The organism is Actinoplanes sp. NPDC004185, assembly GCF_053603475.1.
In genome coordinates, this window is the sequence record NZ_JBSGFR010000007.1 from 179,043 (window position 1) to 192,783 (window position 13,741).

Genomic DNA, 13,741 nt, shown 5'->3' on the forward strand with positions numbered 1-13,741 from the left:
GCGCGCGGGTGCAGGGACTGTGAAGGCGCTGCTGACCATGTCGTAGCCTGACCCTATGAGGCAGCGTCGGCCGTCAGGCACCCGCATGCGGGTCCTGCGCTGGCTGCTCGCCTTGGTGGCTCTCGTCGGAGCGGGTGCCTTGCAGGGTGCCCACTGCCTGACCGATGCCGTGGCGGGTATCGACCATTCCGTCGCCGCTGCTCACCAACAGCACAGCCATCAGCATGCCGTCGGCGACGATCACGAATCGCCGCACACGGCTCTCAACATCTGCGAAGGCCAACCTGCGCCCGCTACCTCGGCGACCGTAACGACCGTTGTCGTCGATCCGCCGACAGGACTGCGGACTCTGCCGGTCGCCGTGCCACCGGCAGCACACACACCGCGAACACCGCGCGCCCTGCAGCTGACGGACATCTGCGTCAGTCGTACGTGAGATCCCGCCTCGTCGCGTCGCCGTAGCCGGCCGCGACCGAGCCCTTCCGGCGCTGTCTGCGCCGGCATCTCGCTGCGCTTATGCCGTGGCGGAGTCCCACGTTCTCGCCTGCGCCGAAAGCCGATCCATGAACCTTTACGCCATCCTGCTCACCGGGCTGCTGGCCGGCGGCGTGTCCTGCGCTGCCGTCCAAGGCGGCCTGCTCACCGCTGTCGTCCTGCGCCACCGCCACCCCGCACCAGCTCCGCCCGGTCCGGCGGAGCTGAGACGATTCACCACCCGCCTCGCCAACGACCTGACTCCGGTCAGCGCCTTCCTCGCGGGGAAGCTGATCTCGCACACGCTGCTCGGCGGACTGCTCGGCGCCCTGGGAACCACCATGCAGCTATCTGTGACAGTCCGGATGATGACGCAGATCGCCGCCGGCGTACTGATCATCGTGCTCGCCCTGGCCCAGCTCGGCGTGCCGGGCTTCCGCGACGTCGTCATCGAGCCGCCGGCCAGCTGGGCTCGCCTGGTCCGTGGCCGCACCCGCGCCGCCGGAGCGGCCGGACCGGCCGTGCTCGGTCTGCTGAGCGTGCTGATTCCCTGTGGCGTCACCCTGTCCGTGCAGGCACTCGCCCTCACGTCCGGCTCGTGGATGCACGGCGCGGCCATCATGTCCGTGTTCGTGCTGGGCACCGCCCCGCTGTTCACCGTCCTGGGCTACCTGGCCCGCAAGGCATCGGGCGCATGGCGGACGAAACTCGCCACCGTCACCGGGCTGGTGGTACTGGCCATGGGCCTTTACACCTTCAACGGTGGCCTGGAACTGTCCGGATCGCCCCTGGCCGCCTCGCGTATAGCCGAAATCGTCGGCGTCGGTCCTGAGCCCGTGACCGCCTACGCGGCCCCGGGTGACGCTCCCCCGCTGTCGATGACGGCCGACGGCGTCCAGCAGGTCATCGTCACGGCGGTGACCGGCGCCTATCAGCCCGCCAACATCGAGATCCGCGCCGGCATTTCCACCCGGCTGATCGTTCGCTCCGACGATGCCGGCGGCTGCGTGCGGGCTTTCGTCATCCCCTCCCGCAACCTGCAGGAGATCCTGCCGGTCAACGGCGACACCGTCATCGAGCTCGGTGCGCTCAAGCCCGGGCGACTCCGCTACTCGTGCGGCATGGGCATGTACACCGGTCGGCTGACCGTCACCGCCGAGGAGCCGGCGTGACCGAGACCTTGCCGCCGCTACGCAGCACCAATTACCTGCCGGCCCACGCCGGCACCCTGTGCTTCGACCTGTGGGGCACGCACGGCAGGCCGGTGCTGCTCATCCCGGCCCTGCTGTTCGGCCGGACAAGCTGGTGGCCGACAGCGGCTGACCTGCGGCCGCACGCCACGGTGGTCGCCGTCGACCTGCCCGGGCATGGCGGGTCCACCGCCCGCCCCTTCTACGATCCGGGCGAACTGGTCGACGACCTGGCGCATCTGATCGACAGCCTGAGCATCCGCCGCGCTCCCGTCGTGGTCGGGCACGGCACCTCGGCCGTACTGGCCACGTTGTTCGCCGCCCGGTACGCCACCCACGCCGTGGTTGCCGTCGACCCGTGCAGACCCGCGGACCTGCCGGCCGAGGCAGACGCCTACGTGAGGGCGATGGCCGCTGACGCCGTACCGGAGCAATACCGCTACGTCGTGGAAAGCACCCCCGACCAGCAACTCTTCGACAACCACACCACCGCGCTGCGGGGCCTGCGGCCGGCGACCGCGACCATGGGCGTCACCCCCATCCGGTACGCCGTGCACAGCCGCACACCGGAGGGTCCCGAAACCGATCCTGACGCGGCGCGGCAGTGGCGTCATGAGACCTACGACGTACCGGGCCGCTTCGCACACCTGGCCGCGGCACGCCGATTCGTCACCGACCTGTGCACGCTGCTCTGAAGGGCTGACCATGAACGACGCCATCACGTACAGCTTCACGGTGACAGGCATGCACTGCGGCAGCTGCGGCCTGCTGATCGACGAAGCGCTCGAGGAAGTCCACGGCGTACATCGCGCCCAGACATCCGTGCGGGCCGGTCGCACGGTCGTCGACGCCGACCCGGTCAGCACCGACCCTGACACCCTGCTCGCGGTCATCAACGCCACCGGATACACCGCCACCCTCGACCCGCACTGACCACGTCCGCCGTACCGCGACAAGGACCCCGATGAGCCAGGACACCCACCACCACACCACCGGCCACCGGACCACTCCCCGGGAACGCCGACTCACCCTGCTGCTCCTGCTCCCCGCCGTGCTGGCTACCGCGATCGGCATGTTGCTGCTCTGGCCGCACGACGCTCCGCAATCGGCCCAGGTCGCCGACGGGCCGATCGAGGCCACGGGTGAGGTACGCACGGTGACCCCGGCGCCGTGCCCGCCGACACCGGAAGGCCAAGAGCAGCCGGGGCAGTTGTGCGGCATCGTCACCGTCGTGGTCACCGGCGGCGCCGACAAGGGCAAGCAGATCACCACAGATGCCCCGTCCGGCCCCGGCGCTCAAGCCGTTTTACCCGGCGACGACATCGTCCTGTTGGTTCTGCAGGACGAGAACGGCGGGACCAGCTACTGATCGCCGACTTCCAGCGCTCCCGGGAACTGTGGGTTCTCGGTGCCGCGTTCGCGTTGGCAGTCATCGCCTTCGGGCGCTGGCGTGGCCTCACCGCGCTGGCGGGCCTGGGCGTCACCTTCGGCGTGTTGTTGTTCTTCATCGTGCCGGCGATCCTCGACGGCCGTTCGCCGGTGGCGGTCGCGGTCGTCGGCGCTGCCGCGATCATGCTCACGGTTCTGTACCTCACGCACGGACTCGGCCGGACCACCACCATCGCCGTGGCCGGGACTCTCATCAGCTTGACGATCACGGCACTGCTGTCGGCATTGGCCACCGCCGGCGTCCACCTTTCCGGTGTCGCTGACGAGACCTCCAACTATGTGAGCATCACTCAGGCCGATGTGAACATGCGAGGGCTGCTGCTGGCGGGCATCGTGATCGGCGCCCTGGGCGTGCTCGACGACGTCACGGTCACCCAGTCCGCCACCGTCACTGAGCTGGCGCTGGCCAACCCCGCGTATGGCTTTCGGCAGTTGTACGCAGCAGCGACCCGCATTGGCCGGGCGCACATCGCCTCGGTCATTAACACGATCGTGCTGGCGTATGCCGGTGCGTCGCTGCCGCTGATGTTGCTGTTCTCCGCCGGCAACACCCCGGTCAGCGAGCTGCTCACCGGAGAGTTGATCGCTCAGGAGTTGGTGCGCAGCGCCGTTGGAACCATCGGCTTGATCGCGGCTGTGCCGATCACCACTGCGCTGGCCGTCCTGGTTGCCACCCGGACCAAGCACGGCGCCGAGAAGGATCTCACTCTCCCCGCCAAGCGGCCCGCGGAGGATCCGTGGACGGCGTTCATTGAAGACGACCGCAGTCGGCTCGGAAAATGACGCGCTGAGGACGGAACCGGCGGATCGCTCGAGGTGAGCACCGCGGTAGATGCCGTCCGTACGGTGGGGTGCATCTTTGCTTGAACCTGTAAACCGGCTTCGGCAGGTGCCCGGGCCTGGCTGGGTGGTGCCCCAGCCAGGCGCGGGCAGCTCTGCAGTCAGCGCACGAGGCGATAGCCCGCTCGCGTCAGCGCGGAGTCGACGGCTTCGTCAGCGACTTCAGCAGCGCTCGTCACCGTCACGGTGCCCGCAGCGACGTCCACACTGACGGCGCTGACGCCGGGGAGTTCGGTGAGCTGCTTGCTGACCCGCGAGGCGCACCCGCCGCAGGTCATGCCGGCGACCTGGTACTCGGTTCGCACGCCGCTTGTCTGATCGGCCTGGATGGTGACTGCCTCGGTCGAGCAGCCACAGCTGTTCTCACTGCACATGGTCTTCCTTCCTTGTTGGCGAGATTCCGGTGACGGAGGGCGGGTCAGGACCGCACGAGCCGGGCGATAGCGTCGGAGGCTTCTTTGAGCTTCGCCTCCGCGTCCGGGCCGCCCTCGCGGGCCGCGTCGACGACGCAGTGAGCCAGGTGGTCATCGAGCAGGCCCAGCGCAACGGTCTCCAGCGCCTTCGTGGCCGCGGACACCTGCGTGAGGATGTCGATGCAGTAGACCTCGTCGTCGACCATGCGCTGCAGTCCGCGGATCTGGCCCTCGATCCGGCGTAGCCGCTTCAGGTAGCCGTCCTTGTCCTTGATGTATCCGTGCGACATCGCCGCTCTCCCATCACCAAGCCCATACCGTACCCCCCTAGGGTAACTCGACCAAGTCGGAGCCCGTCGGTGTGACATGGAAGGCGATTGGATTTCAGACTTGCCTTCCCATACCCCTAGGGGGTAACAATGGCGACCAACGCTAATACCCCCCAGGGGTACCAGGAGGTTCGTCATGTCCCGTAGTCCTCAGCGGTGGTGGGCCCTCACGCTCATCGCCCTCGCCCAGTTCATGGTCATCATGGACACGTCGATCATCGGCGTCGCACTACCGCGCATGCGCGAGGATCTCGGCTTCTCACCAGGTGATCTGTCGTGGGTGTTCAACGCCTACGTCGTCGCCTTCGGCGGCCTGCTTCTGCTCGGAGGCCGACTGTCTGACCTGTTCGGCGCGCGGCGCATCTTCGCGACCGGCTGGGTCGTCCTGCTGCTGGGCTCGATTGCCGCCGGCCTGGCCGACAGCGTCGAGGTCGAGCTGGCCGCCCGCGCCGTGCAAGGCGCAGGCGCCGCGCTGATCGCTCCAGCCGCACTGACCCTGCTCATGATGCTCTTCGGCGCCCAGCCGGGCGAGCTCACCAAGGCCCTCGCCGTGTACGGAGCAGCCGCCCCCGCCGGCGGTACCGCCGGAGTATTCCTCGGCGGCGTCATCACCGAGTACGCGAGCTGGCCCTGGATCTTCTACTTCAACATCCCCATCGCCGTGCTTGCCTTGATCGGTATCCCGGCGCTCATGCCCGCCGGCGGTGCTCGGCGCGGCAAGCTCGACCTCGCCGGCGCGCTGACCGTGACCGCCGGTCTGGCCCTCGCCGTGTACGGCGTCGTCCGCGCTCCGGAAATCGGGTGGAACTCCGGCGAGACGTGGGCCACGCTGGCCGGCGCTCTCGTCCTGCTGACCGCGTTCGTAGCCATCCAGGCCAAGCGACGCGAACCGCTGATGCGGCTGTCGCTGTTCGCCAACCGCAACCTCACCGCAGCGAACACCGCCCAGCTGCTGCTCGGCGCGGCGTGGATCCCGATGTGGTTCTACCTCAACCTCTACCTGCAGCAGGTCCTCGGCTACAGCGCCTTCCCCAGCGGCGCCGCGTTGCTACCTATGACCATTCTGATCATGGCCGGCATGATCACGCTCGCACCACGCGCCATCGCCCGGTTCGGCCCAAAGGCCACGATCGTCACCGGGCTGGCCGTCCTGGCCGCGGGGCTCGGCTGGCTCGGCCTCATCCGCCCCACCGGCTCCTACCTGATCGACGTGCTGCCGGCCTCACTGGTCGCCGCGCTCGGCATGGCGCTCGCCTTCATCCCGTCGCTGGGCACCGCCCTGTCCTCCGCCCGGCCCGAGGAGGGCGGCCTGGCTTCCGGCGTGGTCAACACGAGCTACCAAGTCGGCTCCGCTCTCGGCCTGGCCGCCATGACAGCGCTGGCCACAGCCCACGGTGCCGACGACCTCGGGGATCCGGCCGCGCTGACCAACGGCTACTCCGTGGCACTATTCGGCGCTGCCGGCATCGCCGCCGTCGCGGCGGTCGTCGCCGCGCTGACCCTGACCGGTCGCAACACCGACACCGCTGAGGCCCTGGCGGCCGAGGCCCCATCCGCGAACCGGTAAACCCACCTGTCGCTGAGCGCTCCGCCGAGTCGGCAGAGCGCTCAGCGCCTGCCTGCGAGGCAGTGCACGTGCGTAGGCGCTTCCGGCGGCGGCTTCCAGGCGGGAACGATGAGCAGCGACGGCCTGGCTGCCACGGCGGTGACGGCGGCGAAAGGGAACCTGCGACTGAGGCCGTCGCTACCGGCTCGATGGTCCCCGCAACGCTGAAGTGCCCGGTCGGAGCCACGTCGCACCCTTCGCGACATTGCCGCGACCACTGGCGGGCCGGCGACCTTTCACCGACGTCTCGAGGGTTCACCGCGACCCGCGATCCTTCGGTGCGGAGCGCAGCAACGGATGCGTGACGGCGCGCTCACCGTTGATAGCTCCGCGTACCCCCGCCGATGCTCGAGCCTATCCACTCGGGCGGCAGTCCTCACCAGTAGACTCGCCAACCAGGGCGTCACCCGTTACCGTATGCCGCGTGCAAACGGCAGCGACGCAGCGCTTCGCGCGACTCCTCCTGCTTTTGTGCACCGTGCTCGGCGTCGCCGCACTGCACACCGTCGGCCACGCAGCCGTGATCGACACAGATCATCACGCAGCGGCTCTGGCCCTGTCGGCTGTCCCCACGATCGAGGAAAGCGACGGCTGCGACGGAGATGGTTGCAGCCACCAAATTCTCATGCCCGGCACCGGCCGCGACAGCTCGCAGCGCTGGGATGTCTGCCTCGCCGCGCTCGACACGCTGAGCACCGGCGCGCTTGCCACTGCGCTGGCGCTGATCGCGGTGTTCGGCTGGGCCATCTCGGCGACGATGCGGCGCCGTTCCGGCCCGCCAACGGGGCTGCGACATATGTCGCTGGGCCTCACTCTCACCAGGCTCGCCGTCATCCGGACGTGACCGGTCCACCCGGAAAAGGCCTGTCGTCGCTTCCGGAGACAGCCCCTTGCCGTGCTGCAGCGCGGCGTCTCGTTCTCTCAGGCTCGCTGATCTCAGTCTGATCGCCGGCTTCCCGTCGCGATCAACCCCGTGGCTCGGCCGTGGCTGCAGAGCATCTGCAGCGCTTCGTCCGCATCCCCGGCCCGACGGTCCCGGCACTGTGCGCCTCGGCCGCCTGCGACGGCAACGACGGCCTTCGACTGCCATCAGCGCACCCTCAGCACGAAGGAAGGACCCCGGTCTTCGTGTTTCATCGCAACCACAGAACCCGTTCAGCGCTGCGCGCTCTGGCCTGCTGGCTTGCGGCAGCGGCCATGTCTGTTGGTGTTGTCACCCCGGCTCACGCCGAACCATCGCCGCAAGCCATCGAGAAGCAGATCGACCAGGCGTGGAACAACCTCGAGCCGATCATCGAGCAGTACAACCGCACCCACAGCCAACTCCAGACCAACCGGCTCCGGCAGAAGAAGCTCACCGCACAGCTGAAGCCTTTGCAGACGCAGGTTGACGCGGCGCTGTCCGACGTCGGCGCCCTGGCAAGCCGGGCCTATATGCAGGGAGGGCGATCCAGCCTTTCCAGCATGCTGATCAGCGGATCGCCAACCGATCTGACCGACAAGCTGACCTACCTCGACCTCATCGCTCGTGAGCAACGTGCCAAGGTCAGCACCGTCATCGAACTGCGGGACAAGTACGCCGCCGACAAGAAGGATCTCGACTCTCTCACCGCGGCGCTCGCCACCCGGGATGCCGACCTGGCAGCCAAGAAGAAGGACATCCAGAAGAAGATCGACGGGCTGCAGAAGCTGCGGAACAGGGCCTACGGTGCCGGTGGGGGCGCTACCGGCGAGCTACGCACCGGCCCGTGCCCGGCCGCGTACACCAATGACGCCGGCGGTAAGGCCGCTGCCAAGGCGTGCAGCCTGATCGGCAAGCCGTATATCTGGGCCGCGGCGGGGCCCAGCGGCTATGACTGCTCGGGATTGACACTCGTCGCCTGGCGCAGTGTCGGGGTGACACTGCGGCACTACACGAAGTGGCAGTGGAGTGACACGACGCCCGTCGACCGAGCCGACCTCAAGCCGGGTGACCTCGTCTTCTGGTTCAGCGACCTGCACCACATGGGCATGTACGTCGGAAACGACACCGTCGTGCACGCCCCGCACACCGGCGACTACGTACGCATGGCGGGTATCGACGACATCGGGCCGATCGCGGGCTACCGTCGGCCGAACTGAGCTGCGGTGATCATGTGGCGTACGACTGGCCTCCCGCTGGTCGTACGCCCCGCTCCCGCACCGACGACCTCGCCCCTTCGCGGCGAGCCGAGACGACCGCGGGGTCGAGATGTCATGGTGAATCAGGTGAGAGCCTTACACGGCGCAGCAGCTGGGCGTTCAGGGCCACGACGATGGTCGAGGCGGACATGAGCACCGCGCCGATCGCTGGGCTCAGTGAGATGCCCGCCCAGGCGAACACGCCGGCGGCGAGCGGAATCGCGATGACGTTGTAACCGGCAGCCCACGCCAGGTTCTGGACCATCTTGCGGTAGGTGGCCCGGGAAAGCCGGATGACGCCGGCGACGCTGCGCGGGTCAGACGACGCGAGAACCACTCCGGCAGATTCGATCGCCACGTCGGTGCCGGCGCCGATGGCCAGGCCCACGTCGGCGCGGGCCAGCGCGGGTGCGTCGTTGACCCCGTCGCCGACCATCGCGACGCTCAGACCCCGGCCCTGCAGCTCCGCGACCGCACGGTCCTTGTCGGCCGGGAGCACCTCGGCGAAGACCTCGTCGGTGCCGGCGATGAACCCGAGGTCCGCGGCCACTGCCTCAGCCACCGGACGGGCATCGCCGGTGATCATCACGATCTTCTTGATGCCTTGCTCACGCAGTTGCGTGATGGCCTGGCGAGCTTCGGGGCGGACCTCGTCCTCCAGCGCGAAGGCCCCGAGGACCTTATGGGGGTTCGACAGCCGGACCAGGTGCAGGACGGCGGCGCCGCGCCGCGACCAGCCATTGGTTGCTTGTGTCAGGCTGGTCGGCGGCGTCACCTGGAGTTGGCGCAGCAGGGAGGGGCCGCCGACCGCGTACGTCGTTCCGTCGACTGTCGCCTGGACTCCGCGGCCCGTGAGCGATCGGAAGTCACGCGCCTTCGCATACAGCTTGCGGTCCCGAGCAACGGCGACGATGGCCCGTGCCAGGGGATGCTCGCTGTCGGCCTCGACCGCCCCGGCGATGCGCAGCACGTCGTCCTCACTGTTGCCACCGGCGGCGGCGACACCCGTGACGGTGTGGGCGCCCTTGGTCAGCGTGCCGGTCTTGTCGAACAGCACCGCGTCCACCGTCCGCATGCGTTCCAGGGCGAGGCGGTCCTTGACCAGGATGCCGGCCTTGGCTGACACGGCGGTGGACAGCGCGACTACCAACGGGATGGCCAAACCCAAGGCGTGGGGGCAGGCGATGACCAGCACCGTAACGGTGCGCACCACGGATTGCTCGAGATCGCCGATGGCCCACCACACGGCAAAGGTGATCACCGCAGCGGTGGTGGCGATGTAGAAGAGCATCGCGGCGAAGCGATCGGCCAGTACCTGGGCGCGGCCGCTGGACGCCTGAGCTTCAGCCACGAGACGGCCGATGCCGGCAAGGGCGGTGTTCTCCCCGACGGCGTCGACGCGCACCCGGATCGCGGAGTCGGTGGCCACGGTACCGGCGACGATCCGTTCGCCTACGCCGCGTGACACGGGCCGCGACTCACCGGTGATCATGGACTCGTCGAGCTCGGCGACCCCGTCAACGATGCGGCCGTCGGCCGGCACCCGGCCACCCGAGCGGACCAGAATGATGTCACCGACCTGCAGATCCGACACGGCGACCGACTCGATAGTGCCGTCGTCAGCGACCCGGTCGGCCTCGTCGGGCAGCAACGCGGCCAGAGCGGCCAGAGCGCCCTGCGCTTGGCCGATCGCCTTCATCTCCTGCCAGTGGCCGAGCAGCATGATGGTGACCAGCGCGGCGAGCTCCCACCAGAAGTCAAGGTCGAACAGGCCGAAGCTGGTGGACAGCGAAGCCGCGTACGCGACGGTGATCGCCATCGAGATCAGCAGCATCATGCCTGGGGCCCGGTCGCGGACCTCCCGGACGGCGCCTTGCAAGAACGGCCAGCCTCCGTAGAAGAACACAAACGAGCCGAGGACCGGACCGACCCACCGCATGCCAGGAAAGTCCAGCGTGTAACCGAACCAGTCCATCACCATGTGGCTGGTGATCACGATCGGCACGGTGAGCACCAAGCTCAGCCAGAACTTGCGCCGGAACGCCTCGGGGTCGTGGCCGGCGTGCTTGTCGTGGCCCCCGTGACCGTCATGACTGCCGTGCGGGCCAGCCGCCGAGCCATGATCGGCGTGCCCGTGGGGCATCACGTCGGTCACCGTGCCCGAGATCCCGTGGCCGGCGTCAGCCGCGTTGTCATGCGTGTGGGCTGTAGGTACGGACAGGTCGTGGCTGGAATCGCCGCGTCGCATGGTGACCACCTCCACCGTCAGGGTATACCCCCCAGGGGTACCTAACAAGTGATTCGGATCGCTGGCACAGCCTCGAAGTTGCCTCCCGGCGCTGTCGGCTCAAGGGCGCGCCGATCGCATGTCACGCCGAGTCGGACGTCTCGGCTCTATGACCAAGCCGCGCCCGGGCTGCCGCTGCTCGACGAATCCACCAACGACCGCGCGTGATGCCGAGGCTCGACATTGCTGTCGCCGATTTCCAAAAATTGACCCCTGGGGGTTCGCAGGACCCACAGGGGGTCAGTCTTCAAAGAGCGGCGACAGCAGACTCTCGATCTTCAACGCCCGCTCCCGAGTCAAGGAGTCGCTGATCACCGCCGCGAGCACCCCAGTCAAGGGATCACCAAGCGGCGTGCTCACATCTCTCAACGTGTAGCGCCGCTGCCGAGCGGTGCCGGCTCACGAGTAAAGGGTCGTACCTCTGCCCCTCGACCTCAAGGCCGCACATCCGAACGGTCTACACAGCGCACTGACCTGCAGCAACACCCAGCGACCCCGCCAGGCGGAGTGGATCAGCAATGCGAAAAGGACGCCGAGTCAAGGGTTCTACAGCAACGGTTACCTTGCCAGACAAACGGCTCTGAACTGGGAAAACATCGCCGGATGCTCGTACACCCGAGCGCCTAGTAAAGGGGTCAATCGACGCCGCGCATCGCTGAGTATCCACAAAAAGAACGTCTCCGCAAGCCTGTGACCTGCGAAGACGTTCCAAAAAGTCGGGCTGACAGGATTTGAACCTGCGACCCCTTGACCCCCAGTCAAGTGCGCTACCAAGCTGCGCTACAGCCCGATGCCACGCCCCGGAACCCAGTGCGCGGCAACACCACAACCCTACCCCAGCCCCCCAACCGACTTACCACCGGCCTGCCGGGACGGGGCCGAAACCTACCCGTGCGCCTTACCCCGCCCACCAGGCCCGAGCTTCTTCCGCGGCTTCACCGACACCTCGATCGGTGACCCCTCGAAGCCGAACTCCTCACGGAGCTTCCGCTCGATGAACCGCTGGTATCCCGCATCCAACGGCCCGGTCGTGAACAGCACGAACCGCGGCGGCGCCACCCCTGCCTGGGTCGCGAACATGATACGCGGCGCCCGGCCACCCCGGACCGGGTGCGGCGTCGCCTGGGTCAGCGCCGTCAGCCACTGGTTCAGCGCCCCGGTCGGGATGCGCTTCTCCCAGCTGTCCAGGGCCTTGCGCAGCGCCGGGGCCAGCTTGTCGACCGCTCGGCCGGTTTTTGCCGAGATGTTGACCTTGATCGCCCACGGGATGCGCTTCAGTTCGCGGTCGATCTCCTTGTCCAGGAAGATCCGGCGGTCGGCGTCGACCAGGTCCCACTTGTTGAAGGCGATCACCAGTGCCCGCCCGGCCTCGACCACCTGGGTCAGCACGCGTTGGTCCTGCTCGCTGATCACCTCGGACGCGTCCAGGAGCACGACGGCGACCTCGGCCGCTTCGACTGCTCCGGCTGTTCTCAGCGAGGCGTAGTACTCCGTGCCAGATGCCTGGTTGACCCGCTTGCGGAGGCCGGCGGTGTCGACGAACTGCCAGACCTCGCCGTCCATCTCCACCAGGCTGTCGACCGGGTCGACCGTGGTGCCGGCCACCGAGTCCACGACCGCGCGCTCTTCGCGGGCCAGCCTGTTCAGCAGAGACGACTTGCCGACGTTCGGGCGGCCGACCAGGGCCACGCGGCGCGGGCCTCGGGGGGCGTTCTCGATGATCGCCGGGGCCGGGGGCATCGCGGCGAGGATCTTGTCGAGCAGGTCGCCCGCGTTGCGGCCGTGCAGGGCGGACAGCGGGAACGGCTCCCCCAGTCCCAGGCCCCACAGGGACACGGTGTCGTTCTCGATGTTCTGGTTGTCGGCTTTGTTGGCCACCAGGATGACCGGCTTGTGGCTGCGGCGCAGCATCCGGACGGCCTTCTCGTCGACGTCGGTGGCGCCGACCATCGCGTCGACCACGAAGATGACCACGTCGGCGGTCTGGACGGCGATCTCGGCCTGGGCGGCGATCGCGGCCGCGCGGTCGCGGGCGTCCGGTTCCCAGCCGCCGGTGTCGACCACGGTGAAGCGGCGGCCGCTCCACTGCGCGTCGTACGGCACGCGGTCGCGGGTCACGCCCGGCTTGTCCTCGACCACGGCCTGACGGCGGCCGATGATCCGGTTGACCAAGGTCGACTTGCCGACGTTGGGCCGGCCGACGACGGCGACGACCGGGACCGGGCCTTCCTCCGCCATGGATTGATGCAGTGCGGATTCCAAGGCCGAGACCTCGGAAGAAAAGTCACTCACGAACTCACCTTGCTGTTGAGCATGCTCAGGAGCGTGGCCACGACCTCGTCGATGCCCATGCCCGTGGTGTCGAGCGTGACGGCGTCGTCGGCCTGGCGCAGCGGGTCGACCGCGCGGCTGGAGTCGAGCTTGTCGCGGCGGTTCAGGTCGGCTTCGGTCGCCGCCACGTCGGTGGCGTCCTCCGCGCTGCGGCGCTGGGCGCGCGCGGCCGCCGAAGCGGTCAGGTACACCTTCAGCTCGGCGTCCGGTGCGACCACGGTGGCGATGTCACGGCCCTCGACGACGATGCGGGGGGCCGCGGCGATGATCTCGCGTTGCAGCTGCACCAGCTGACGGCGTACCGCTGGGACGGCCGCCACGGCCGACACCGCACCGGTGACCTCGGGTCCCCGGATGGCCGCGTCGATGTCTTCGCCGTTCGCCCGGAAGTGCGGGGACACCGGATCGGTGCCGACGGAGAGGGTGGTCTCCTGGGAGATCTTGGCGATCGCGTCCGGGTCCTGCAGGTCGACGCCGGCCTGCAGCACCGCCCAGGTGATCGCGCGGTACATCGCGCCGGTGTCCAGGTAGATGCCGTCGATCGCGGTGGCGAGCCGCCGGGAAACGGTGGATTTGCCCGATCCCGAAGGACCGTCGACGGCCACCACGCATCGTTCGGGCCGCACTGCTTGCTCCACCGCTACCTCCAAGACGTCGGATGA

At 68.4% G+C, this 13,741-nt stretch carries 14 protein-coding genes and 1 tRNA gene; 8 read left to right on the forward strand and 7 right to left on the reverse strand.

All coding sequences use genetic code 11. From position 1 onward, the window contains the following. Positions 1-73: 73 nt before the first annotated feature. Complete coding sequence (locus ACWEOZ_RS09940) at positions 74-244, reverse strand: hypothetical protein (protein WP_451910348.1); 171 nt, start codon at positions 242-244, stop codon at positions 74-76. A gap of 319 nt (positions 245-563) precedes the next feature. Between ACWEOZ_RS09940 and ACWEOZ_RS09945 the strand changes: the two genes are divergently transcribed. The 5 genes from ACWEOZ_RS09945 to ACWEOZ_RS09965 are packed head-to-tail and all read left to right on the forward strand — an operon-like array spanning position 564 to position 3,896. After that, positions 564-1,646, forward strand: coding sequence for an urease accessory protein UreH domain-containing protein (locus ACWEOZ_RS09945; RefSeq protein WP_451910349.1), 1,083 nt, complete (start codon positions 564-566; stop codon positions 1,644-1,646). Further along, on the forward strand, positions 1,643-2,359 hold the full coding sequence (locus ACWEOZ_RS09950) for an alpha/beta fold hydrolase (protein ID WP_451910350.1): 717 nt from the start codon (positions 1,643-1,645) through the stop codon (positions 2,357-2,359). The genes ACWEOZ_RS09945 and ACWEOZ_RS09950 overlap by 4 nt, the downstream gene beginning before the upstream one ends. 10 nt (positions 2,360-2,369) lie before the next feature. After that, positions 2,370-2,597, forward strand: a complete 228-nt coding sequence (locus tag ACWEOZ_RS09955; RefSeq protein WP_451910351.1) for a heavy-metal-associated domain-containing protein — start codon at positions 2,370-2,372, stop codon at positions 2,595-2,597. Between the two features lie 31 nt (positions 2,598-2,628). Beyond that, complete coding sequence (locus tag ACWEOZ_RS09960; RefSeq protein WP_451910352.1) at positions 2,629-3,033, forward strand: hypothetical protein; 405 nt, start codon at positions 2,629-2,631, stop codon at positions 3,031-3,033. A 53-nt stretch (positions 3,034-3,086) separates the two neighbouring features. Continuing rightward, positions 3,087-3,896, forward strand: coding sequence for a YibE/F family protein (locus ACWEOZ_RS09965; protein ID WP_451910353.1), 810 nt, complete (start codon positions 3,087-3,089; stop codon positions 3,894-3,896). A 158-nt stretch (positions 3,897-4,054) separates the two neighbouring features. Here the strand turns inward: ACWEOZ_RS09965 and ACWEOZ_RS09970 are convergent, their stop codons facing one another. Both ACWEOZ_RS09970 and ACWEOZ_RS09975 read right to left on the reverse strand, forming a co-directional pair. Continuing rightward, on the reverse strand, positions 4,055-4,327 hold the full coding sequence (locus tag ACWEOZ_RS09970) for a heavy-metal-associated domain-containing protein (RefSeq protein WP_451910354.1): 273 nt from the start codon (positions 4,325-4,327) through the stop codon (positions 4,055-4,057). A 44-nt stretch (positions 4,328-4,371) separates the two neighbouring features. Then, the gene (locus ACWEOZ_RS09975) at positions 4,372-4,656 is read right to left on the reverse strand and encodes a metal-sensitive transcriptional regulator (RefSeq protein ID WP_451910355.1); all 285 of its coding nucleotides are present in this window, start codon (positions 4,654-4,656) and stop codon (positions 4,372-4,374) included. 175 nt (positions 4,657-4,831) lie between these two features. Between ACWEOZ_RS09975 and ACWEOZ_RS09980 the strand changes: the two genes are divergently transcribed. From ACWEOZ_RS09980 to ACWEOZ_RS09990, 3 genes are all read left to right on the forward strand, one after another. Beyond that, positions 4,832-6,262 carry an MFS transporter gene (locus tag ACWEOZ_RS09980; RefSeq protein ID WP_451910356.1) on the forward strand — a complete coding sequence of 477 codons (1,431 nt, stop codon included), beginning with the start codon at positions 4,832-4,834 and terminating at the stop codon, positions 6,260-6,262. A 463-nt stretch (positions 6,263-6,725) separates the two neighbouring features. Next, entirely contained in the window at positions 6,726-7,145 is a 420-nt protein-coding gene (locus tag ACWEOZ_RS09985; RefSeq protein WP_451910357.1) for a hypothetical protein, read from the forward strand. A gap of 140 nt (positions 7,146-7,285) precedes the next feature. Further along, entirely contained in the window at positions 7,286-8,422 is a 1,137-nt protein-coding gene (locus ACWEOZ_RS09990; protein WP_451910358.1) for a C40 family peptidase, read from the forward strand. Between the two features lie 112 nt (positions 8,423-8,534). Here the strand turns inward: ACWEOZ_RS09990 and ACWEOZ_RS09995 are convergent, their stop codons facing one another. The 4 genes from ACWEOZ_RS09995 to cmk all read right to left on the reverse strand — a co-directional run bounded on the left by ACWEOZ_RS09995 (position 8,535) and on the right by cmk (position 13,717). After that, positions 8,535-10,604, reverse strand: a complete 2,070-nt coding sequence (locus ACWEOZ_RS09995; RefSeq protein ID WP_451910411.1) for a heavy metal translocating P-type ATPase — start codon at positions 10,602-10,604, stop codon at positions 8,535-8,537. 860 nt (positions 10,605-11,464) lie between these two features. Then, positions 11,465-11,538: transfer RNA gene (locus tag ACWEOZ_RS10000), tRNA-Pro, on the reverse strand. Between the two features lie 95 nt (positions 11,539-11,633). Further along, complete coding sequence (der, locus tag ACWEOZ_RS10005; protein ID WP_451910359.1) at positions 11,634-13,040, reverse strand: ribosome biogenesis GTPase Der; 1,407 nt, start codon at positions 13,038-13,040, stop codon at positions 11,634-11,636. Next, entirely contained in the window at positions 13,037-13,717 is a 681-nt protein-coding gene (cmk, locus tag ACWEOZ_RS10010) for a (d)CMP kinase (protein WP_451910360.1), read from the reverse strand. Before cmk ends, der begins: the two co-directional genes overlap by 4 nt. Between the last annotated feature and the right edge of the window lie 24 nt (positions 13,718-13,741).